The 20,917-nt window shown below is 62.9% G+C and carries 20 protein-coding genes and 1 tRNA gene; 15 read left to right on the top strand and 6 right to left on the bottom strand.

Annotation, left to right across the window (positions count from 1 at the left end; all coding sequences use genetic code 11):
• Positions 1-10: 10 nt before the first annotated feature.
• On the bottom strand, positions 11-601 hold the full coding sequence (locus YU3_RS0117345) for a YqaA family protein (RefSeq protein ID WP_027167438.1): 591 nt from the start codon (positions 599-601) through the stop codon (positions 11-13).
• Between the two features lie 277 nt (positions 602-878).
• Between YU3_RS0117345 and YU3_RS0117340 the strand changes: the two genes are divergently transcribed.
• A tRNA-Leu gene (locus YU3_RS0117340) sits at positions 879-963 on the top strand.
• Positions 964-1,609: 646 nt separating this feature from the next.
• Here YU3_RS0117340 and YU3_RS40645 read toward each other — a convergent pair.
• A complete protein-coding gene (locus YU3_RS40645; RefSeq protein WP_027167435.1) occupies positions 1,610-1,951 on the bottom strand; it encodes a hypothetical protein in 342 nt (113 codons plus the stop codon).
• Positions 1,952-2,110: 159 nt separating this feature from the next.
• Here YU3_RS40645 and YU3_RS0117320 point away from each other — a divergent pair, with 159 nt between their 5' ends.
• Together YU3_RS0117320 and YU3_RS0117315 are read left to right on the top strand one after the other, a co-directional pair.
• On the top strand, positions 2,111-3,022 hold the full coding sequence (locus YU3_RS0117320) for an ankyrin repeat domain-containing protein (protein WP_027167434.1): 912 nt from the start codon (positions 2,111-2,113) through the stop codon (positions 3,020-3,022).
• A 371-nt stretch (positions 3,023-3,393) separates the two neighbouring features.
• Positions 3,394-3,780 carry a hypothetical protein gene (locus tag YU3_RS0117315; RefSeq protein ID WP_027167433.1) on the top strand — a complete coding sequence of 129 codons (387 nt, stop codon included), beginning with the start codon at positions 3,394-3,396 and terminating at the stop codon, positions 3,778-3,780.
• A 259-nt stretch (positions 3,781-4,039) separates the two neighbouring features.
• On the opposite strand, the gene ugpC is transcribed toward YU3_RS0117315, so the two are convergent.
• The 3 genes from ugpC to YU3_RS0117300 are packed head-to-tail and all read right to left on the bottom strand — an operon-like array spanning position 4,040 to position 7,232.
• Entirely contained in the window at positions 4,040-5,110 is a 1,071-nt protein-coding gene (ugpC, locus tag YU3_RS0117310; RefSeq protein WP_027167432.1) for a sn-glycerol-3-phosphate ABC transporter ATP-binding protein UgpC, read from the bottom strand.
• Positions 5,107-5,901 (bottom strand): SDR family NAD(P)-dependent oxidoreductase, encoded by a 795-nt coding sequence (locus tag YU3_RS0117305; protein WP_027167431.1) that lies wholly within the window; start codon positions 5,899-5,901, stop codon positions 5,107-5,109. The genes ugpC and YU3_RS0117305 overlap by 4 nt, the downstream gene beginning before the upstream one ends.
• Entirely contained in the window at positions 5,898-7,232 is a 1,335-nt protein-coding gene (locus YU3_RS0117300) for an alpha-glucosidase/alpha-galactosidase (RefSeq protein ID WP_027167430.1), read from the bottom strand. The genes YU3_RS0117305 and YU3_RS0117300 overlap by 4 nt, the downstream gene beginning before the upstream one ends.
• 300 nt (positions 7,233-7,532) lie before the next feature.
• Here YU3_RS0117300 and YU3_RS0117295 point away from each other — a divergent pair, with 300 nt between their 5' ends.
• The 4 genes from YU3_RS0117295 (at position 7,533) to YU3_RS0117280 (ending at position 11,491) form a co-directional block, all read left to right on the top strand.
• A complete protein-coding gene (locus tag YU3_RS0117295; protein ID WP_198021674.1) occupies positions 7,533-8,267 on the top strand; it encodes a helix-turn-helix domain-containing protein in 735 nt (244 codons plus the stop codon).
• A 181-nt stretch (positions 8,268-8,448) separates the two neighbouring features.
• Positions 8,449-9,717 carry a sugar ABC transporter substrate-binding protein gene (locus YU3_RS0117290; protein ID WP_051333975.1) on the top strand — a complete coding sequence of 423 codons (1,269 nt, stop codon included), beginning with the start codon at positions 8,449-8,451 and terminating at the stop codon, positions 9,715-9,717.
• A gap of 62 nt (positions 9,718-9,779) precedes the next feature.
• Positions 9,780-10,634 (top strand): sugar ABC transporter permease, encoded by an 855-nt coding sequence (locus tag YU3_RS0117285; RefSeq protein ID WP_084508124.1) that lies wholly within the window; start codon positions 9,780-9,782, stop codon positions 10,632-10,634.
• Entirely contained in the window at positions 10,634-11,491 is an 858-nt protein-coding gene (locus tag YU3_RS0117280) for a carbohydrate ABC transporter permease (RefSeq protein WP_027167426.1), read from the top strand. The genes YU3_RS0117285 and YU3_RS0117280 overlap by 1 nt, the downstream gene beginning before the upstream one ends.
• Positions 11,492-11,738: 247 nt before the next feature.
• Here the strand turns inward: YU3_RS0117280 and YU3_RS0117275 are convergent, their stop codons facing one another.
• Positions 11,739-12,914, bottom strand: a complete 1,176-nt coding sequence (locus YU3_RS0117275) for an acetyl-CoA C-acetyltransferase (RefSeq protein ID WP_027167425.1) — start codon at positions 12,912-12,914, stop codon at positions 11,739-11,741.
• Between the two features lie 135 nt (positions 12,915-13,049).
• On the opposite strand from YU3_RS0117275, the gene YU3_RS0117270 reads away from it, so the two are divergent.
• The 8 genes from YU3_RS0117270 (at position 13,050) to YU3_RS0117235 (ending at position 20,866) form a co-directional block, all read left to right on the top strand.
• The gene (locus YU3_RS0117270; protein WP_027167424.1) at positions 13,050-14,999 is read left to right on the top strand and encodes an acetoacetate--CoA ligase; all 1,950 of its coding nucleotides are present in this window, start codon (positions 13,050-13,052) and stop codon (positions 14,997-14,999) included.
• Positions 14,996-16,147, top strand: a complete 1,152-nt coding sequence (locus tag YU3_RS0117265) for a thiolase family protein (RefSeq protein WP_027167423.1) — start codon at positions 14,996-14,998, stop codon at positions 16,145-16,147. The genes YU3_RS0117270 and YU3_RS0117265 overlap by 4 nt, the downstream gene beginning before the upstream one ends.
• Complete coding sequence (locus YU3_RS0117260) at positions 16,147-16,587, top strand: zinc ribbon domain-containing protein (protein ID WP_027167422.1); 441 nt, start codon at positions 16,147-16,149, stop codon at positions 16,585-16,587. Before YU3_RS0117265 ends, YU3_RS0117260 begins: the two co-directional genes overlap by 1 nt.
• Positions 16,584-17,036 carry a MaoC family dehydratase gene (locus YU3_RS0117255; protein ID WP_027167421.1) on the top strand — a complete coding sequence of 151 codons (453 nt, stop codon included), beginning with the start codon at positions 16,584-16,586 and terminating at the stop codon, positions 17,034-17,036. Before YU3_RS0117260 ends, YU3_RS0117255 begins: the two co-directional genes overlap by 4 nt.
• Positions 17,033-18,277 (top strand): MFS transporter, encoded by a 1,245-nt coding sequence (locus YU3_RS0117250; RefSeq protein ID WP_036258754.1) that lies wholly within the window; start codon positions 17,033-17,035, stop codon positions 18,275-18,277. The genes YU3_RS0117255 and YU3_RS0117250 overlap by 4 nt, the downstream gene beginning before the upstream one ends.
• 71 nt (positions 18,278-18,348) lie before the next feature.
• Positions 18,349-19,185, top strand: a complete 837-nt coding sequence (locus YU3_RS0117245; protein WP_027167419.1) for a GntR family transcriptional regulator — start codon at positions 18,349-18,351, stop codon at positions 19,183-19,185.
• A 200-nt stretch (positions 19,186-19,385) separates the two neighbouring features.
• On the top strand, positions 19,386-20,162 hold the full coding sequence (locus tag YU3_RS0117240) for an SDR family oxidoreductase (protein WP_027167418.1): 777 nt from the start codon (positions 19,386-19,388) through the stop codon (positions 20,160-20,162).
• A 44-nt stretch (positions 20,163-20,206) separates the two neighbouring features.
• Positions 20,207-20,866 carry an L-fuculose-phosphate aldolase gene (locus YU3_RS0117235; RefSeq protein ID WP_027167417.1) on the top strand — a complete coding sequence of 220 codons (660 nt, stop codon included), beginning with the start codon at positions 20,207-20,209 and terminating at the stop codon, positions 20,864-20,866.
• The last annotated feature ends 51 nt before the right edge of the window (positions 20,867-20,917 follow it).

The raw sequence follows: 20,917 nt of genomic DNA, 5'->3' as shown, positions 1-20,917 counted from the left end.
TGTTGCGTCGTTATCCGTGGGCGTATCTGACGAGGATATAGAGCAAAATCAGGGCAGCGGCGCCGGCGCCGACGATCAATCCCAGGCGCTTTTCGATGAACTCCTTGATCTCCTCGCCATAGCGGCGCAGCAGCCAGGCAAGCAGCAGGAAACGGGCGCCGCGCGCCACGATCGCAAGGCCGATGAAGAGCAAGAGATTGACGCCGATGACGCCGGACAGGATCGTCACCACCTTGATCGGCGGCAGATGCGCCGCGCCCGAGGTTATCAGCATCAGGATAATGAAGCCGACGCCGGACGAGATGCGCAACTGCTCGAACTCGTCATATTTGCCGTAGAATTCGAGGATCGGCTTGGCGACTGCCTCATAGGCGTAATGGCCAATGAACCAGCCGGCGATACCCCCCAGCACCGAGGCGGCAGTGGCAATCAACGCATAGCGATAGGCGCGCTGCGGTTTGGCCAGCGCCATCGGCAGAAAGAGCACGTCGGCCGGCACAAGGAAGACCGAGCTTTCGACGAAAGCGATGAAGGCCAGCCACCATTCAGCGGATTTGCGCGCCGCCAGCGACAGGGTCCAGTCGTAAAGTCCGCGAAGCATCGGCTCTCCTAGTGCATATCGCCTGGAACGGCGCAGCGGTTTTCGGCCACCGGCAAGCACGAAACAAGCACCCAAAGCGCCGCAGCCGTGGTTTTTGGACAGGCGACTGAAACTTTCGCCTCTCTAGAAAGATTTCTCGCGGCGCACAATGGCGGCGGTGTTTGCGAAACCGCAAGACGCTGTTCGGCCGAAGTGGCGTCGGCAAATCCGCAACAGCCCAGTTGACGAAAGGCGGTCCAACCGTATAGTCCGCGCCCATCCAGGCCGCCCGGCCTGAGCCCCTATGGCGGAATTGGTAGACGCGCTCGACTCAAAATCGAGTTCCGCAAGGAGTGCTGGTTCGATCCCGGCTAGGGGCACCACTTCCCACCCGAGACACCTTGAAAGCCAAGGATTGCAAGGGCTGCAGCCATCCCCGCTGTACACTTTCAGGTACACCAAGGGGTACAAATCGAATGAGACTGGTTTTGAAACGCGGCCAGACGTGGCGCTATCGGCGCAAGGTCCCCGAACCGCTCCGGGAGATACTCGGCAAGGGTGAGTTGGTCGCGCCTCTCGACGGGAGCGAGCAGGAGGCTATCAAGCGGTACGGCCGAGTGCACGGGGCGGCAGAACGGACTTTGGCTGATCCCTGCCGGCGGCCATATCCAGTTCAGCGAGGCTCTGCCTGGCACTGGCGAAGCCGTTTGCCACTTGGCTTGCGAAGCTGGTCTTGAAGGCATCATCTCGAAACGCCTCGACAGCCTCTCGCAGCGGCTCGACCATGAATTGGCGCAAGATCAAGTGCTACGTCGAGAAGGAAATGGACATCATCGGGGTGGAGCGGGAGGCCGGCAAGACCGGCGCACCTCCTCCGAAAGGGCTCGCGAAAGAGAAGGCCCAATGGCTCAAGCCGGGATTGGTAGGGCGGTCAAGTTCCTCAAGGGTGAGGAGAAGCTTCGCCATGCGTCGCTGAAGGATTTCCGGGAGGTGTGAGGAGCCCAACCTGTTCTCTGTCGGGGTCGCCACCTACATCGCGTCGTTTGGCGCGAAGAAGCAGTTTTCGTCTTCTTCCGTGGGATGCAGGCAGATGTGGAAGTTGCCGTCCCCCGAGGGGATGACGACATCGTATGGCACGAAGTAGCGGTTCTGATGAGTGACTTTTTGATGGTCGCCCGGACGCAGGATAATCACGTAGCCATCTGGGCGGGGCGTCACAGTGGCGGCGGGAATTTTCCCGCAGTCGCCAGTGACCGGATCACCGTGGCAGCAAGCTGACGGATAGCCCCAATTCCGATCCGGGCCGTGGGCTAACGCCGCGCCTCCCTCAAGTGCCGCAGCCGTGGCTATCACGCCTGCAAAGCACGTCATCTGTCCTGTTCCGACCGCGTGCACCAGAATGGGTCCCGAGCGGCGACTGATGTCGTCAGCGTCACTATACCTTTAGCTCGTGCTAATGTAATCTGAAAGCAATCATGGATGAGGGCATATCGGGTGCATCTCCATCCGTATCGGCAGAGGGATGCCGAAATGCGGCGTTTGCTCGGAAGCTTGCTGATCGTGCTAGGTACCGTCACAATAGTGCATGGCGGTGCGCTTCACGACGCGACCAAGAGCGGCGACCTCACGGCAATCACGGCGGCGCTTGATGCCGGCGCTGACATCGAGGAGCAGGAGAAGGGGGCAACGCCGCTCTTCTTAGCGGTGCGCAGCGGCCACGTCGAGGCGGCGGAACTGCTGATCAAGCGTGGTGCCGGTGTCAACAAGGAAGCGGTCCTCGGCCTGCCGATGACGGTCGCAGTGCTGAAGAACGCCGCCGACATGATCCGGCTGCTGCTTGCGCACGGTGCGGACGCGAACGGCAAGACGCGGGGCGAGCCCATGTTGATCCTCGCCGCTGCCAACGGCTGCCTCGACTGTGTGAAGGTGTTTGTCGAGGCCGGCGCCGACGTCAACGCCATCTGGATCCAGGGCGACCCAAACGAACGGCCGAGTATCATCACGGCCTATCATCTCGCAAAACACGACGACCATGAGGACATCGCCGTCTACCTTTTGGCGCATGGGGTCGTCATCCTGAAGCCGGAGCCGATTTCCGCTCGGCTGGTGAAAGGCGACCCCACCAAGGGCGCGGCTTTTTTTGCTACTACCTGCGCCCCCTGCCATGTCGTGCGTCCGAAGGATAGTTCCACCATCGGGCCGAACCTTTGGAACGTCGTCGGACGCGATAAGGCTTCGACGAAGTTCGAGCGTTACTCCAAGACCCTGTTGGGCTGGGAGGGAACATGGACTTATGAGGATTTGAACATCTTCCTCGCCGGTCCCACGCTGACCACGCCCGGCGTCAACATGGACGTCCGAGGCGTGCCCGAAGAGGCGGACCGGCTGAATGTGATTGCCTATCTCAGAACGCTCGCCGACGCGCCGGTTCCGCTGCCATAATGGTCAGCATCGCGTGCGCTTGTCGCATCAGGTTTTCGAGGCTGGCGGATCGTAGGCCACCCTTGAGAGTTTCGGGTGGCAGGCCGCCTGAACACCTTACCGCATATTCCCCGTATGCCCTTGTGAGTACCGCCCGGGCTGTGGCCACACTGTCAGGCCCAGCGGTTCAGCGCCTCATATCGGCCTTTGAGGTAAACTTTGCCGCAGCCTTGAAGCGGACATTATCCCGCTAGCGAGGTGCACGAAGGGGACCGACGAGGTGCACGAAGGGGACCGAACAATCCTGACAGGAATGCGCGAACCGGCATGTTACGGTCTGACGGCGCTACGCCGCCGTTTCGATAGCTCTCGAAGCAGATGGAGAGTTCGCCATGTCCAGGATAAATCGCCGCGCCTTGCTCTTCCACTCTGGCAGCGCAGTCGTCGCCTCAACGGTTACTGCAACTGCACTCGGCAAAGATTCTCCGGGCCAGGATCCAGAACCGTCTAATGAATTGCGAGCGCTGATCGACGTGCACAAGACAGCATACTCGTCCTTCGGCGAAGTCTTACACAAAGTAGGCGGCAGCAGATGCGGCGCCGCCATAGCCAGCCGGGAGGAGGAGAGGGCGCTGCTCGCTATCTGCAGCTTTGCTGCGGTTTGTGAAGGGGATCGCCTTGCCAAGGTCCGATATCTTTTAGAGATCGAGGCGCGAGGCGAACTGGACCTCGCGGAGCATATGCAGGCTGTTCTCCGATCGACCATCTGGACGGGATGATACGACCCGAGCGTCGACAATCAGCGGTTTAATGTCTGGTATCCGCCTCATACTGGCTACTAGAAACCATGCGAGGTGGCATCAACATATTCGCGAACAAACCTGTTCCAGGGAGGCTGCATACTTCACAGCACAACTTCGATTCGATAACTCGCTTGGCACCAGTGGGAACTTGTCGGCGACGGCAGCTGCCCATCTGTCGTCAGGCGATTGTTCGGCAGCTTGGTCGACGGCAAGCCCACCGACCCATTCCTGTGCGCTAAAGCACTACCTCGACGCTACTTCCCGTTGCTGCGTCGAATACATGCATGTTTTCCGGCGCGATGGTCAGATGCGTCTGCTGGCCTGTCTCCAGCATGATCCGATGCGGCACAGTCACGATCACTTGCGCGCCAGCGAGCTTGCAGGCGAGGTAGGACGTCGCGCCGGTGGACTCGCAGGTCTCGACCGTGGCGCGGATTGAATTGGCAGCAGCGTTGTCCGCAATCGCGATGTGTTCGGGGCGCAGACCGAGCTTGGCGCGGGCCACCACCGATTTAGCATTTGGCACGTTGATGCGCTGTCCATCTGCCAATGCGAAGACGCCTTGCGCAAGTTGGCCCTCGAGCAGGTTCATCGCCGGCGACCCGATAAAGGTCGCGACAAACTCGTTGCGGGGGCGGTCATAGAGTTCCAGCGGCGGGCCAGCCTGTTCCACAACGCCGTTGCGCATAACGACTATCCGGTCGGCCATTGTCATGGCTTCCACCTGATCGTGTGTGACGTAGATCGAGGTGATGCCGAGGCGCTTGTGCAAGGCCCGAATCTCGGCGCGCATCTGCACGCGCAACGCGGCATCGAGATTGGACAGCGGTTCGTCGAACAAGAAGACGGAAGGCTTGCGCACGATTGCGCGCCCCATCGCCACGCGCTGGCGCTGGCCGCCGGAAAGCTGGCGCGGATAGCGGTCGAGATAATCCGTCAGCCCAAGTATTCTTGCCGCGTCCGACACGCCTATGGCGATCTCGTCGGCGCTGCCGCCGCGCAGTTTCAGCGAGAACGCCATGTTCTGGCGCACAGTCATGTGCGGATAGAGTGCGTAGTTCTGGAACACCATCGCCGCGCCGCGCTCTTTGGGATCCAGATTGTTGACGATGCGCCCGCCAATGGAAATCGTCCCGCCACTGATCGCTTCGAGCCCCGCTATGCAGCGCAGCAGCGTTGACTTGCCGCAGCCGGAAGGGCCGACCAGGGCCATGAACTCGCCTTCACGCGCTTCCACGCTGACATTGTGCAGGACGCCGACAGAACCGAACGATTTCGAAAGGTTCTGGACGACAACGCCCGTCACTGTGCTGCCTCCGGCAGGATCGCGGTCGCCATTTCAGGCAAGGTCTGGCCGCCATCGACGACGATGCTTTGCCCGGTGATGTAGGAAGCCTCGTCGGACGCAAGGAACCGCACGGCGTGCGCTACATCATGCGGCGTGCCGAGCCGTCGCAGAGGCACTGCGGCGCGCTGCGCGTCGACGAAACTTTGCGGTTGATGCTCCACCACGCCCTCGGTCAGGATATTGCCTGGCTCCACGGCGTTCAACGTAACATTCCAAGGCGCGAATTCGAGCGCAGCCGTGCGCATGAAGCCCAGAACGCCCGCCTTGCTCGCCGCATAATGGGCATAACCCGGCGACGACACGCGCGTGCCCGTGATCGACGAGAGGAATATGACCCGACCACTGCGCTGCCTTTGGAAATAAGGCAGGCAGGTCTTGGCAAGCAGGAAGGCACCCCTCAAATTGACGGCCATCACGTCGTCCCATTCAAAGGGCGAGATCGCGGCGATTGGCGTATTGGGATAGATCGCGGCATTGGCGACGGCGATGTCGATGCGCCCCATTTCCGCGTGAATAGCGGCCACCGTCTGCGAGACTTGCGCCTCCTCCCGCGTATCCATGTGCCGGTAGGACGCAAGATAGCCGGCCCGGCGCAGCTTGTCGGCGGCGCACTCTCCGTCCTCGTCCATGATACCGGTCAGCAGGGCATGCGCGCCTGCGTGCGCCAGCTCGGTCGCGATGCCAAGGCCGATGCCGCGCTGGGCGCCGGTGACAAGCGCGACCTTGCCTGTCAGGTCGAAGGCGCTCATGCGGCTGCCCTGGCATAGGCAGGCAACAGGTCACCATGCGCCGTGACCAGGGCGTCCACCAGCGCCGCTATCTCGGCTAGCGATAGCTCGGCGGCGGTGTGTGGGTCCATCGCGGCGGCGTGGTAGATGTGCTCGCGCTTGCCGCTGATCGCCGCCGTGACCGCCAGTTCCTGCACATTGATGTTGCTGCGCATGATGGCCGCGAGCTGCACCGGGATGCGCCCGACCCGAATGGGCTGGATCCCGTTGCGGTCGACATGGCAGGCAACTTCCACGGCGGCGTTTGGCGGCAGGTTTTCGATCAAGCCGTTGTTGCGCACGTTGCCGTAGATGAGGCTCGGCTGGCCGGTCACACAGGAATGGATGATCGCCGCCGCATATTCCCGACTGGGCGTGACCTCGATAGGCCGGCTCTCGTCCTCCAACTCGTGGCGCAATTCGTGCCACTCGGCGATCTGGCGCTCGCAACGCGTGATGTATTCGTCGAGCGGCAGCCGGAACTGCTCTAACAGGTCCTCGCGCCCGCGCTTGATGAACCACGGCGTGTACTCCGAAAAATGGATCGAGCTTTCAGTCACGAAATGGCCGAACCGTTTCATGACCTCGAAGCGCACCGCATCGTCAGGCGGGAATGTCCCGTCGCGCGCGATCTTTTGCAGCCTGGGATAGAGATCCTCGCGCCCGCCATTGGCGAGCCGCTTTTCGAACTTGAGGAAGAAGGCGACGTGGTTGAGCCCGGCGCATTGATAGTCGATATCGGCAGGGTCTTCGCCCAGCACGCGCGCCAGAAACTGCGATGTGTCCTGCACCGAATGGCAAAGGCCGACATAGCGAATGTCCGGATAGGCCTCTGCCATCGCCCAACTGATCATCGCCATCGGGTTCACGTAGTTCATCATCAGCGCCTGCGGGCAGTAGCGGCGCATGTCATCGGCGATCTGGAAGATCACGGGGATGGTGCGAAGGGCGCGGAAGATACCGCCGATGCCAAGCGTATCGGCAATAGTCTGTCTCAAGCCAAGGGTCTTGGGAACCTCAAAGTCGGTAACGGTCGCCGGCTTGTAGCCGCCCACCTGCATCATCAGGATCACGAAATCGGCATCCTTCAGGGCGGCGGCGCGATCGACGGTGCACACCAACTTCACACGGTCCGCGATGCCGAGCGCCTCGCAGATGCGGCGCGTCATCACTTCGGAGGTGGTTAGGCGCTCGGGGTTGATATCCTGAAGCGCGATCTCGCAATGCGCGAGGTCCTTGTTGGACAGGACATCGCTCAGGATATTGCGGGCGAATACGGTGCTACCAGCGCCGATAAGGCAGATCTTCGTCACTGCGGCCATCCATTCAATGGGTCAACGTCGACGGGTGTGGAAAATCCATTGCCATGTGAAACCAGAAAATGCTTGCTTGATTGAAGGTGTTTTTTCCGGTTTCTAAGTGATCTCACCGGGAACCCGGCAAGTGAATCGGCCTAGACCGAGGAGGCAGCCACGCGTCAGCTAGATCCGCATGAGACCGGAAACCGTTTCCTGAAGCCCGATGAATTCCTGGCTGAAACCCACGTCGTGGAGCCCATGCCCGCGGCTCACTGGCATGACCATGTGGAACTCAACGTCATCACGCGCGGCGGCATGACCTATCTGATCAACGGCAAGCAGATCAGGTTGCAGGAGAGCGCCATCTATTGCTTCTGGGCCGCATCTCCACATCAGGTCGTTGCTGCCCTCGACGGCACGGAACTCGTTTGCGTCTATGTGCCCTTTGCCGATCTGTTGTCGCTTGCCGTCTCCAGCGATTTCAAGAACGACCTGATGGCGGGTCACGTTTTGACAGCTTCGTCGGTCGACCCGGCAGATACACTGATGGTCAGACGCTGGGCGCGCGATTGGGACGTGACCACCGAACAGATGGCTGACCTGTTGCGCGACGAAGTTCGCCTGCGCGTTCGCCGGCTGGCAGTCGACCAGCGGCGGGCGGATGTCGCCGAGGGCGCTTTCGAGGGTGAGCACAGGCGTAGCGCGACGCAGGTCGCCGACCGTCGGGTGATCGGCCGCGTGCAGCAGATGACCACTTTCATCAACAGTGATTTCGCCAAGCCGATCAGCGTCACGGATGTGGCTCGCATTGGCGGACTTCACCCAACCAACGCAACCGCGATGTTCCATAAGGTTCTTGGGCAATCCATCGCTCAATATCTGCGCCAGCGACGGCTCAATCATGCGCTGAAGCTATTGGCGGGCACCGACATGGCGATCATCGAGGTTGCGTTCGAGAGCGGGCACGGCTCACTCAGCCGCTTCTACGATGCTTTCCAGCGCCAAGTGCACTGCACGCCCAAGGACTATCGGCGACGCTTCCGCGCCTAGCAACGACAATGAGCCGACTAGCGGCTCATTGCGCTTAAAAAGCTGAAAACTTGCGATGAAATCGGCAAGAATATCAGGATTTCCAGCGATAGCGTCCATATCTACCGCCTCGGCGGGGGCGTGAGGAGAACCAAGTAGAAGGACAATTTCGCCCGTTCAACAAAGACACGGAGAGAAAATCATGCGCCTGCCAAAATCGGAACTGATCCTTGCCTTCACTGCCATTTTGATAACCTCGGCCAGCGGGATCGCCTTGGCTGAGGACGCCAAGCCCTTCGCCGGCCAGTCGATCTCAGTGCTGCTTCCATCGCCGCAGGATGCGAATATGGCGGCAGACTTCGAGAAGGCCACCGGCATCAAGCTCGACCTCCAGACGGCCTCCTGGGACGATGTGTCGGTGAAGGTTTCGACCGCCTTGTTGGCCGGCACCGCGCCTGCGGACGTGACCGAGTTCGACTGGTCCTGGACCGGCCAGTTTTCGGCCACCGGCTGGTACACACCGCTCAACGACACGATCGACGCCGCGACATTGGAGGACATCAAGGGCTCCACCATCTTCACAGTCAACAGCCAAGTTCTGGCCATTCCCTACACCAACGATTTCCGCGTCATGCTGATCAACAAGAAGCATTTCGACGATGCCGGCGTGAAAGCCGTTCCGAAGACGCTGGACGAGCTGGTGGCAGCGGCCAAGGCCATCAAAGCCAAGGGCAACGTCAAATATCCGATCGGCCTGCCGCTCTCCCCAACCGAGGGCGCTTCCACCAGTTGGTATCTGCTTACGAAGGCTTTCGGCGGCGATCTCTTCGACAAGGATATGAAGCCGCAATTCGTCTCGCCGGACTCTGCCGGCTACAAGGCGATGGCGTTCGAACTGATGCTTTTGAAGGAAGGGCTGGTCGATCCGTCCGCGACTGTCCTGAAGGACAGCGAAATCAATGAAACGCTCTTTGCCAAGGGCCTGACCAGCATCATGATCAGCGGCGAGCCTGGCCGCCTGGGGCAGTTCAACGATCCCGCACAGTCGACGGTCGGCGGCCAGGTCCAGGCGATCCCGGTGGCCACCATCTCAGGCAAGACGCGCAGCTTCGGCCTGCTGGAAGGGCTGGGAATTCCAAAGAATGCCCAGAACCCGGAAGCGGCCAAGGAATTCATCAAGTGGATGACCTCCAAGGAATATCAAATCCACAATTATGGAAACGGCGTTCTGCCGACGCGGACATCCGCACTGGCCGAGTTGCAGAATGCAGGCAAGCTGGTCAGCGGCGAGGCGCTTGTCGAACAGGCGCCGACAGTCGAAGCGCTGTTCCCGTCGGGCGCGCCGACCTGGTATCCTCAATTCTCGCTCGCCGTTAACACCTCGATCAACAGCGCCGCCAAGGGCGAAATCACGGTGGACCAGGCCGTGCAGCGCATCGCACAGGCTGTGACCGAAGCAATGAAGCAGTGACGTCGCAAGCAGATCTCATCCTCCCGCGGCACGGTCATGACGCCGGCCGCAACACTGGCGTCATGACCGCCCTCCTCTTGGTGTTGCCCATTCTGCTGACGATGGGCGGGCTCGTCTTCTATCCTCTCGTCAGTACCGGTTGGGACAGTCTGCACCGCGTTAACCCGATGCAGCCGGGAACGCCCTTCATCGGCCTTTCGAACTACACCCGCATGCTGGGCGACAGGGAAGTTACGCAGTCCTGGCTGAACACATTCAAATATGTCGGCATCGCAGTCGCTGCCGAGACGGTGCTCGGCGTTCTGGCAGCCGCGCTGATCAACCAATTGAAGCGAGGTCGCCGTTGGGTGCTGGCTGCCATTGTGCTTCCATGGGCAATGCCCGGCGTGGTGAGCGGCGTCATCTGGCAATGGATATTCTCGCCCGGCCCCGGGCTGCTCAACGGCCTGCTGGTGATGCTGGGTTTCGACTACGATGGTCACCTTTGGTTCAACGACGCGACCAGCGCCATGCTGGCTGTCTCGACCGTGCATGTCTGGCGCATGATGCCGCTGACCATCGTCATCGTGCTGGCCGCGATGCAGAGCATCCCGTCGGAACTGTACGAGGCAGCGCGGATGGACGGCGCAACGCGTCTCGGCATGTTCCGTTCAATCACCTTGCCGTTGACGCGTGGCGCAATTGCCGTGGCGATGACCAACGCCACCGTGCAGGCATTCAACCTTTTCGACGAAGCGATCGTGCTGGCGCGCAACAGTGTCGAGACGCGGCCGATCCTGCTGCAGATCTACCTTGAGGCGTTCAAGAAGTTCAATTTCTCCTACGGCATGGCGCTGTCACTGATGGTCACTCTCGTGTCGCTCACCATCTCGCTGGGTTACGTGCTACGCATCCACCGCAATACGAGGCTCGATTGATGACCGAGCCTTGGTATAGCCGCCTCTCGGTCTGGGTAGGGATCACGCTGCTGCTTCTGTGGTCGCTGCTGCCGATCTACTGGACACTTGCCTCAAGCCTGACACCAACTATCGAATTCAACGCCCGGCCGATCCACCTGTTTCCACAGGCCCCGACGCTTGAGCATTATTTCCGCCTTCTCGGCGTGGTCAACGAGCGCATTGGCGGCGTCGACGTGGCCGGCGATTTCCGCCTTGCCCTGTTCAACAGCGTGGTGACCTCCAGCGTAGCCACTGTGATCTGCGTATTGATGTCGCTGCTTGGCGCATACGCCTTTGCTCGGCTCGAATTCCCCGGCCGCGACCTGTTGTTCTTCGCCGTCGTGGCGACGATGGCGGTGCCGGGTTATGCCGTGCTCATCCCGCTGTTCCGACTGATGGTGTCGCTTCGCCAGATCGATGCGTATCTCGGCGTAACGCTGATCTATGTGTCGGCATTCCTGCCGCTTAGCCTGTGGCTGCTGAAGGGTGTGATGGACACACTGCCGCGCTCGCTGGAAGAAGCGGCGCGAATGGATGGCGCGAGCCATCTGCGCATCATCTTCTCGATCATCGCCCCTATCGCCGCGCCCGGTCTGACCGCGGCGGCGATCCTCACCTTCCTCGGCGCGTGGGGGCAATATGTCGTGCCGCTGGTCTTCTCGCCCAAGAATGCAAAGCCGCTGACCGTTCTCATTCCCGAATTCGCCGGCAAGAACTTCGTCGACTATGGGCTCATAATGGCCGGTGGCTCGATCGCCATCGTCGTGCCTTGCCTCCTGGTGGTCTTCCTCAATAGGTATCTGATTGCGGGGCTTCTGGCAGGCTCAACGAAGTAAGACGCTAACAGGCCAGAGGCCACGTTCGGCGGCCAGTTCACCAGGCTAGAGCGGTTCACCGTTTCACGGAAACGGCGAACCGCTCTATCTCTTTGTTTTGACGCAATTCCAGACGGAAAACCGCTCACACTTTTCCTGGAATTGCTCTAAAGCCGATCGACACGCCTCGTCAGAGTATGACGTCAGTAGGCGGCGTGGCCAAGAGCTGCCCAGTTCTCCCAGCCTAAAACTGCGCTGAGATTCAGCCTCATCGCTCCAGGCAGATCGCCACGCCCTGGCCGCCGCCGATGCACAGTGAGGCCAGGCCCTTGCGGGCCTTGCGCCTCGTCATCTCGTGGAGCAGCGTCACCACGATGCGGCAGCCGGATCCGGCCAGCGGATGACCGAGCGCGATGGCGCCGCCGCTGATGTTGATGATTTCCCCGTTCCAGCCCATCTCGCGGTTGACCGCGATGGCCTGTGCGGCGAAGGCTTCGTTGATCTCCATGACGTCAAGCTCGGACGCCTGCCAGCCGGCCTTCTCCAGAGCCAGGCGTGATGCCGCGACGGGTCCCAGTCCCATGTCCATCGGCTCGACACCCGCCGAAGCATAGGACGCGATGCGGGCGAGGGGCTTTAGCCCGAATGCCTTCATCCGCCTCTCCGACATCACCAGTACGGCCGCCGCGCCGTCGTTGAGACCGGAGGAGTTGCCGGCCGTGATCGTTCCCGCCGGATCGAAGACCGGCTTCAGCCGGGCAAGTCCTTCGAGGCTGGTCGCGGGGTTTGGGTGCTGGTCACGCTCGATGACGACGTCGCCTTGCCTGGTCCTGATCGACACGGGGACGATCTCTTCGTCGAACCTTCCGGCCCGGATGGCGGCGTCCGCCTTCTCCTGCGAGCGCAGCGCGAAACGGTCCTGTTCCTCGCGGGTGATCTGGTAGCGCTGCGCCAGCGCTTCGGCGGTTACGCCCATATGCACCTGATGGAAGGCGTCCCACAGCCCGTCGGTGATCATGGAATCTTCGACGATACGGTCGCCCATACGAATGCCGCCGCGGACACCGTGGATGAAGTGCGGCGCCGAGGTCATCGAATCCTGTCCGCCGGCGATCACGCAATCGGCATCGCCGCAGCAAATGGCCTGCGCGGCGAGATGAATTGATTTCTGGCCGGCACCGCACACTTTGTTCACGGTCATGGCCGGCACGCTGACCGGCAGACCGGCTTTGAGAGCAGCCTGCCTGGCCGGGTTCTGCCCGGCGCCGCCGGTCAGCACCTGGCCCATGATCACCTCGCTGACGGCATGGGGCGCCAGCTGCGCGTCGGCAAGCATCGCCGCTATGAGCTGCCCGCCCAGCTCCGCCGCCGAAAGGTCGGAAAACGCGCCGTTCAGCTTGCCGATGGGTGTCCGCTTGGCGGCAACGATATGCACGGCATCCATGGTCTGCTCCTTCGGAACCGCGGCTCGCTTAGACGCGATCGCTGCTTGACATTCTGGTTATAACCAATAATCATGAAACGCATCGGCAGGCAAGGTCGCGGCATCGAGCCGGGCCTGCGTTGCGGGAGGAAATCCATGTCATCCGTGCTTTGGACGCCGGCGCCGGCCGCGTTCCAATCGTCCAACCTTGCGCGTTTTTCGATAGCCAATGGCTTCGACCCGCGCGACTACGAGACGCTGCATCGCTGGTCCATCGGTGATCCCGGCGCGTTCTGGCGCGCGGTGTGGGATTTCGCCGACGTCATCGGCGAACCCGGCGCGATCTCCTTCCTGCGCGACGACAATGCGCCGATGACCGGGAGCCGCTTCCTGCCAGAAGCAACGCTCAATCTCGCGGAAAACCTGCTGCGCGGCGGCGATGAGGCAAAAGTCGCGGTCATCGAGGCCGACGAGAGCGGCCATTACCGTTCGATCACGCTTGGCGAATTGCGCCGGCTCGTCGCCCGGACGGCGCATGGCCTGCGCGCGACCGGTGTCGGCAAGGGCGATTGCGTCGGCGGCATCCTGCCCAATCGCGTCGAAGGTCTCGTTGCGCTCCTGGCGGCGCTGTCGATCGGCGCCGTCTGGTCGTCCTGCTCGCCGGATTTCGGCGCCGCCGCAATCGTCGACCGCCTCGGCCAGATCGATGTCAAGGTGCTCTTCGCGGCATCGCGCTACCGCTATGCGGGCAAGGAGCACGACATCTCGCACCGACTGGCCGAGATCATCGCGGCGATGCCGACGATCAGCGTGCTGGTGCTGACCGGTGACGGAAGCACCGGATCGGATTTCTCGTCGCCGACGGTGCGCTTCGAGGAGTTCGGGAGCGAGGGCGCTCTAGCTTTCCAACGCGTGCCCTTCGATCATCCGGGCTACGTGCTCTACACCTCCGGCACGACAGGCGCGCCGAAGGCGATCGTCCACCGCACCGGCGGGGTGCTGCTCCAGCAACTGAAGGAGCACCTGCTGCATGGCGACGTTCGTCCGGGCGACGTCATGAGCTGGTACACCAACACCGCCTGGATGATGTATCACTGGCTGATCTCCGGCCTCGCCTGTGGCGCGACGGTGGTGCTCTATGACGGTGCGCCGATCCTGAAATCGGCTGATGGCCTCGACCCCAGTCCGCTATGGAAAATGGCCGAGCGTGCCCGCGTCACGCATTTCGGCACCAGCCCGAAATATCTGGCGACGCTTGCCGCCGAAGGCTACGCGCCAGGCCGCTTGCACGACCTGTCATCGCTGCGCTCGCTGCTTTCGGCTGGCGCGCCGGTTTCTCCCGGCCAGTTCGACTGGGTCTACGAGCATGTGAAAAAGGACATGATCTTCGCCTCGATCTCGGGTGGCACCGAGATCATCGGCTGCTTCCTGCTGGGGTCACCGATCCACGCCGTTCGCCGAGGCGAACTGACCGTGAAAGGGCTCGGCCTCGCGGTGGGAGTGATGGACGAGCGCAACGCGCCGGTCATCGGCCGGCAAGGCGATCTTGTCTGCACCGAGCCATTCCCGTCGATGCCGCTGACTTTCTGGGGCAAGGACGGCGATGCCCGCTATCACGCCACCTATTTCGCGGCGCGCAGCGAGATCTGGACGCATGGCGATGTCGCCGAGATGACCCCTTATGGTTCCGCCGTCATCCATGGCCGTTCGGACACCACGTTGAAACCCGGCGGCGTGCGCATCGGCACGGCCGAGATTTATGCCGCCTGCGAAGGTTTTGCCGAGATCGAGGACTGCCTGGTCTTCGGCGCGCCAGTCGAAGGCGACGAGGAGATCGTGCTTTGCGTCAAGCTGAACGATGGTTTTGAACTGACCCCCGGGCTTGCCGCGCAAATCCGCCGGGCGATCCGCGAGGGCGCCTCGCCACGCCACGTGCCGCATCGCATCCACGCGGTGCAGGCCGTGCCCTATACGCTGAATGGCAAGCGCGTGGAGGGCGCCGCCCGGACCACGCTCGAAGGCAAGCCGGTCAAGAACATGGCCTCGCTCGCCAATCCGGCATGCCTGGAAGAATACCGCGTGCTCGATCGGAGCAAGGCGGCATGAGCGGAGCCAGGGGATCAATCGTCGGCATCGGTGAGCTGAAGCCGCAACGCCTGACCAGCGGCGTGACGACGCTGGAAATGATCGCCGAGGTTTCGCGTCTGGCCGTGCTCGATGCCGGGCTGGAGCCGGCGGCGATCGACGGACTGCTGGTCGGGCCGCAGGTCGGCGAAACGCCGCAGCACGTCCCGGCGACCATCGCCGAATATCTCGGCCTGGCGCCGACAATGGCCAATGTCGTCGACCTCGGCGGCGCGTCCGGCGCCGGCATGGTCTGGCGTGCTTCCGCGGCGATCGAGGCCGGTATGTGCGAGGCGGTTTTGTGCGTGCTTGCCAACAACCGCGAGGAGGCTGCACCGCGCTCGCCCAACCGCAATCCGATCCGCGAGTTCGACGTGCCGTTCGGCGCCTCGGGTGCCAACATCTCCTACGCGTTGCTGATGCAGGCGCATATGGCTGAATACGGTTCGACCGCGCGGGACTTCGCCATGATCGCCGCCGCGGCGCGCGCCAATGCGCAGCTCAATCCCGACGCGATCTTCTTCGGCAAGCCGGCCGATGTGGAGGCGGTGCTGGCCTCACCGATGATCGCCTCGCCGCTGCATCTTCTCGAAATCGTCATGCCGGTGGCCGGCGGCGAAGCGGTCGTCGTCACCTCGGCCGAACGCGCGCGCTCAATGGCCAAACGCCCTGTGCACCTGCTCGGCGCCGGCGAGAAGGTCACGCACCGCGCGGTCAGCCAGGCGCCGAGCCTAACCTCCGGTCCGTTGAAGAGCGCCATGGCGCGGGCCTTCGCGCAATCCGGCACGCAAGCCCGCGAGATGGACCTTCTGTCGCTCTACGATTGCTACACGATCATGGTCGCGACGACGATCGAGGACGCCGGTCTGTGCGCGCCGGGCGGGTTCGGCGCGTGGCTGCGCGACCACGATCTTTCGCACAAGGGCGACAAGCCGCTCAACACGCATGGCGGCCAGCTCGGCTTCGGCCAGCCGGACCTTGCCGGCGGCATGACCCATGTCGTCGAGGCGGTGCGCCAGCTGCGCGGCGAGGCTGGTGAACGCCAGATCGGCAAGGCCGAACTCGCACTCGTCACCGGCAATGGCGCGACGATGAGCGAGGCAACCGCGATCGTGCTGGGAGCCGCCTGATGTCCGTCGATCTCAACATGCTGAAAACCCCTGGCCCGACGATCACCGCGCTGACCAAGCCGTTCTGGGATGCCGCCGCCGAGGGCCGGCTGAAAATCCAACACTGCGAGGATTGCGGCAAGGCCGTCTTCTATCCGCGCCCGATCTGCCCGCACTGCTGGAGCAAGCGTCTGGTTTGGAAAGACGCATCGGGCAGGGGGCGGCTCAAATCCTTTTCGGAGGTGCACAAGCCCGGTCATCCCGGCTGGCTGCCGGCGGCACCCTACGTGGTCGGCCTGGTCGAGCTCGCCGAAGGCCCGACGATACTGAGCTTCATCTTGCCCGGCACACGGCCGCTACAGGTCGGGGACATGCTGCTTCTTGCGCCGACCTCCATCGGCGGCCGTGTCCTGCCCGCCTTCAAACCAGTCGAACCCAGAGCAGAGGAGAAGCCGCAATGAGCACCGGAACGAAGGACGGTTGGGTTGGTGTGGTGAAAGGTCGTCCGCAGGTCGGCGCCTTCGCCGAGCGCACACGGCGCACGAGGATGAGCGACATCGAGGCCTTCACCGATATCACCGGCGATCGCAATCCGCTGCATTACGACCGCGCGCTGGCCGAGAAGTCGGTGTTCGGCAAGCTGATCGTCCAGGGTGGCGTCACGTCCGGAATCCTCAACGCGCTGGTCGCGGAAGATCTGCCCGGCCCCGGAACCGTGTTCCTCGAAGTGGCCTGGAAGTTCGTCAAGGCCGTCGGCGTTGATGAGGAAATCACCGGTCGCGTGGAGGTCAAGGAAGTGCGCCCCGACAAGCCGATCTGCAAGATCGAGACCAGCGTGCGCAACGGCCAGGGCGAGCTTTGCCTCACCGGCACGGCCACGGTGTTCACCGTTCCGCTGCAAGGCGCATGAGCACGATAGATGACGGCCGGCTTGGCATGGCGGCCGACAGCGAACGCTGGCGCGTGCTGTCGCTGCTTTGCCTGGCGGTCGTTCTGTCGCTGACCACCTGGTTTTCGGCGACGGCGATTCTTCCCGAACTGAAGCAGGAACTCGCGCTCGGCGCGGGCGCCGAGGCCTGGCTGACCAATGGCGTTCAGGTCGGCTTTGTCATCGGTGCGCTGGCTGCAAGTCTGGTCAATCTTCCCGATCTGGTGCGGCTTAGTCGGCTGATGGCGGCCGCGGCACTTGTCGCCGCGCTCGCCAATGCAACGCTGCTGCTCCATCCTGGGCCGGGCGGCGTGATCGCCGCGCGGATCGTCACCGGCGCTGCACTGGCCGGCGTCTATCCGCCGGCACTGAAGCTGGTGGCCACCTGGTTCACGCGCGACAGGGGGCTGGCGCTCGGCGCGGTCATCGGCGCGCTTACCATCGGCTCGGCGCTGCCGCATCTCTTCCGGGCCGTCTCGACCGCGCTGGACTGGCGTCCGGTGGTTGCCGCCGCCAGCGTGGCCACCGCCATCGGCGCGCTGTTTTTTCTCCTATTCGCCAAGGAGGGCCCTTATCCCTTCGGCAAGGCGGTGTTCGAGCCTTCGCGCATCGGCCAGGTGTTTCGCGAGCGTCCGCTGCTGCTCGCCAATCTCGGCTATCTCGGCCACATGTGGGAGCTCTACGCCATGTGGGCCTGGCTGCTTGCGTATACTCGCGCTGCTTTTGAAGCGCAGTTGATCGGAACAGCGGCGGCTGCCTCGCTCTCGACCTTCTTCGTCGTCGCGTCCGGCATTTTGGGGTGTCTGCTCGGAGGCTATCTGTCGGACCGTGTCGGCCGCACCGCCACCACAGCCGGCATGATGATCGTCTCGGGAAGCTGCGCGCTGCTGATGGGCTTTCTCTTCTCCGGACCGCTCTGGCTGTTCATGCTCGTCGCCATCGTCTGGGGCATTTCGGTGGTCGGCGATTCGGCGCAGTTCTCCACCGCCGTCACCGAGCTTGCCGACCGCCGCTTCGTCGGCACCGCGCTGTCGGTGCAGCTCGGCGCCGGATTCGCGCTGACGGTGCTCGCCATCTGGCTGACGCCGCGCTTCGCCGATTTCATCGGCGGCTGGCGCTGGGCCTTCCTGCTGCTGGTTCCGGGGCCGCTTCTTGGGACCATCGCCATGCTGTGGTTGCGAAACTTGCCAGAGAGCGTGAAAATGGCGGACGGCCTCCGCTAGGGAGGCGCTGCCGCTTTTGAGTCGCGGCAAATGATTTTGCGGCGGGACCGATGATGGAACAAGCAACCAGAATGCGCGGGCGTCCTCGTTACGACCAGGAAGATGCCGGGGCGGCGGAGGCTTTCCGCTCGATCGGCTCAAAGGTCCAGCTCAACCGCGACGAGGCGGCGCCGCTCTGGGTCCAGTTGCGCAACCAGGTCGAGGAAGCGATCAACACCGGCCTGCTGGCTGCCAATTCGCGCATCCCCTCGGAGCAGGCGCTTTGCGATTTCTTCGGCGTCTCGCGCCCCGTCGTGCGCGCGGCGATCGGCTCGCTCTCCAACGAGGGCCGCATCATCAAGATGCCGCGCAAAGGCATGTTCGTCGCGGCACCGCGCGAGCATGTCGACTTCATGACCGCCAATCTCGGCGTGTTCGACGACCTGACCGCCAAGGGCCACAAGGTCTCGACGCGCACGCTGGAGATCTATCGCTGTCCGCCGAGCGACAAGGAGTCCAAGGTCTTCGGCATTCCCGCCAATGGCAGCGTGGTCCGGATCAGCCGCGTCTACATGACCGACGGCGCGCCGATCACCATGACGCGCATCAGCCTGCCTGGGCACCGGGTGCCGGGGCTTGAGAACATCCTGTCGGAAAACCAGTCCATCTTCGGCACCATCCGCGCCGTCTTCGGCCTGACGGTCAAGCGCGCCGACCGCTGGCTGCGCGCTGCGCTTCCGACCAAGGAAGAGGCCGATGTGATGGGCGTCGCCGCCAACACCCCGCTGATCGAGATCGAGTCGATCGCCTACGACGCTGACGGCGCCGCGCTCGAATATTACGAGGCTTTCTACAACTCCTCCGTCGCCCGCATCCACATGGCGGTCGAACAGCCGTCGGCGACCGTGAACGGCGTCGATCGCACCTGAGCGGTGCTCATCGAAAAAGATTCTGTTTTCTGGTTATAACCAGATTGACGGACCCCGGAAGCTTCTGTAACGTCCTCGTCATGGGGTCGGGAGGAGCCTGACCCCGGAGGCATTATCAGGACCGGTCGGCTTGCGGCGCTGCTTCGGCGGCGAGGGCGGAGTTTTGCCCGCGCTCAAGTCCGTCCTGATGGAGAACGTGCATGGATTACCGGTCGCAATTCGACCTGACGGGCGAGGTTGCCGTCGTCACCGGCGGCGCCAGCGGGATCGGTCTCGAGGCCGCCAAGGCGCTCGGCACGTGCGGCGCGCGCATCGTCCTGCTCGACATGAATACGGATGGGCTGAAAGCCGCTGCCGGGGCGCTCAAGGCCGCTGGTGTCGCAAGCGTCGATGGCCGCGTGCTCGACGTCACGGATCCGCAAGCCGTCGAGGCGATGGCCGCCCGGATCGCCGACGATTTCGGCAAGGTCGATATTCTGGTCAACAGCGCCGGCATCGCGCGCCTCAACACCGCGCTCGACACGCCGGACGAGGAATGGCGCCTGGTGATGGATGTCAACGTCAACGGCGTCTACTGGGCCTCGCGCGCCTTCGGCCGCGCAATGGTCGCCCGCAAGAAGGGTTCCATCGTCAATCTCGGCTCGATGTCGGGGCTGATCGTCAACCGTCCGCAGACGGCGCCGTCCTACATGGTGAGCAAGGGCGCCGTGCACATGATGACCAAGGCGCTTGCGGTCGAATGGGCGAAATCCGGCGTTCGCGTCAACGCGCTGGCGCCGGGTTATGTCGGCACCGAGATGACGCTGAAGATGCGTGAGCGGCCCGAACTCTTCAACACCTGGATCGACATGACGCCGATGGGCCGGCTGGGCGAGCCGCAGGAGATCGCCTCGGCGATTCTGTTCCTTGCGTCGCCGGCGTCGAGCTACGTCACCGGCGCGATCCTGTCGATCGATGGCGGCTATACGGCCTGGTAACGATTTTGGCCAGGAAACGGGCCGGACAAGGATTGGAATATCGCATGACCCTTTCGGACCTGGAGGCGCGCCAGGCAATCATCGACGCCTGCATCGAGATGAACGCGCTGGGCATCAACCAGGGCACGTCCGGCAACGTCAGCCTGCGCCATGGCGACGGCATGCTGATCTCGCCGACCAGCACGCCCTACGAGACGCTGGAGCCGCAGGACATCGTCTTCATGGGCTGGGGTGGCGAGGTCGACGGGCGCCTGCCGCCATCCAGCGAATGGCGCTTCCATCTCGACATCATGAAGGCGCGGCCCGAGGTCAACGCCGTCGTCCACGCGCATCCGATCTACTGCACGACGATCGCCATCATGGGCAGGAAAATACCGGCGATCCACTACATGGTCGCGGTCGCCGGCGGCAGTGACATACGTTGCGCGCCATACGCCACCTTCGGCACGGCGGAGCTTTCGGCGCATGCCGTGGAGGCGCTGCGCGATCGCAAGGCCTGCCTGCTCGCCCAACATGGCATGATCGCCGTCGGATCGAGCCTCGCCCAGGCGATGTGGCTTGCCGTCGAGGTCGAGACGCTGGCGCGCCAATATCATGGCTCCCTGCAGATCGGCGAGCCGCCGGTCCTGTCCGACGAGGAGATCGAAAACGTCATCAAGCGCATGGCGAGCTACGGCCTGCGCGACAATGACGCCGCTGCCTGAGGAGCAGCAATCCACAGTTTCGCATATCCTCCGGGAAGGCCCGGAGCGATC

Source organism: Mesorhizobium sp. WSM3224 (assembly GCF_000427725.1).
Lineage (GTDB): Bacteria > Pseudomonadota > Alphaproteobacteria > Rhizobiales > Rhizobiaceae > Mesorhizobium.
The sequence above is the reverse complement of the archived record's forward strand: the minus strand, read 5'-3'. Positions and strand labels throughout refer to the sequence as shown.

Bases quoted from the DNA above. Each gene is read 5' to 3' on its own strand.
- YU3_RS0117345 (WP_027167438.1), bottom strand. From the start codon at position 601: ATGCTTCGCGGACTTTACGACTGGACCCTGTCGCTGGCGGCGCGCAAA.
- YU3_RS40645 (WP_027167435.1), bottom strand. From the start codon at position 1,951: ATGACGTGCTTTGCAGGCGTGATAGCCACGGCTGCGGCACTTGAGGGA.
- YU3_RS0117320 (WP_027167434.1), top strand. From the start codon at position 2,111: ATGCGGCGTTTGCTCGGAAGCTTGCTGATCGTGCTAGGTACCGTCACA.
- YU3_RS0117315 (WP_027167433.1), top strand. From the start codon at position 3,394: ATGTCCAGGATAAATCGCCGCGCCTTGCTCTTCCACTCTGGCAGCGCA.
- YU3_RS0117305 (WP_027167431.1), bottom strand. From the start codon at position 5,901: ATGAGCGCCTTCGACCTGACAGGCAAGGTCGCGCTTGTCACCGGCGCC.
- YU3_RS0117295 (WP_198021674.1), top strand. From the start codon at position 7,533: ATGACCTATCTGATCAACGGCAAGCAGATCAGGTTGCAGGAGAGCGCC.
- YU3_RS0117290 (WP_051333975.1), top strand. From the start codon at position 8,449: ATGCGCCTGCCAAAATCGGAACTGATCCTTGCCTTCACTGCCATTTTG.
- YU3_RS0117285 (WP_084508124.1), top strand. From the start codon at position 9,780: ATGACCGCCCTCCTCTTGGTGTTGCCCATTCTGCTGACGATGGGCGGG.
- YU3_RS0117280 (WP_027167426.1), top strand. From the start codon at position 10,634: ATGACCGAGCCTTGGTATAGCCGCCTCTCGGTCTGGGTAGGGATCACG.
- YU3_RS0117275 (WP_027167425.1), bottom strand. From the start codon at position 12,914: ATGGATGCCGTGCATATCGTTGCCGCCAAGCGGACACCCATCGGCAAG.
- YU3_RS0117270 (WP_027167424.1), top strand. From the start codon at position 13,050: ATGTCATCCGTGCTTTGGACGCCGGCGCCGGCCGCGTTCCAATCGTCC.
- YU3_RS0117265 (WP_027167423.1), top strand. From the start codon at position 14,996: ATGAGCGGAGCCAGGGGATCAATCGTCGGCATCGGTGAGCTGAAGCCG.
- YU3_RS0117260 (WP_027167422.1), top strand. From the start codon at position 16,147: ATGTCCGTCGATCTCAACATGCTGAAAACCCCTGGCCCGACGATCACC.
- YU3_RS0117255 (WP_027167421.1), top strand. From the start codon at position 16,584: ATGAGCACCGGAACGAAGGACGGTTGGGTTGGTGTGGTGAAAGGTCGT.
- YU3_RS0117250 (WP_036258754.1), top strand. From the start codon at position 17,033: ATGAGCACGATAGATGACGGCCGGCTTGGCATGGCGGCCGACAGCGAA.
- YU3_RS0117245 (WP_027167419.1), top strand. From the start codon at position 18,349: ATGCGCGGGCGTCCTCGTTACGACCAGGAAGATGCCGGGGCGGCGGAG.
- YU3_RS0117240 (WP_027167418.1), top strand. From the start codon at position 19,386: ATGGATTACCGGTCGCAATTCGACCTGACGGGCGAGGTTGCCGTCGTC.
- YU3_RS0117235 (WP_027167417.1), top strand. From the start codon at position 20,207: ATGACCCTTTCGGACCTGGAGGCGCGCCAGGCAATCATCGACGCCTGC.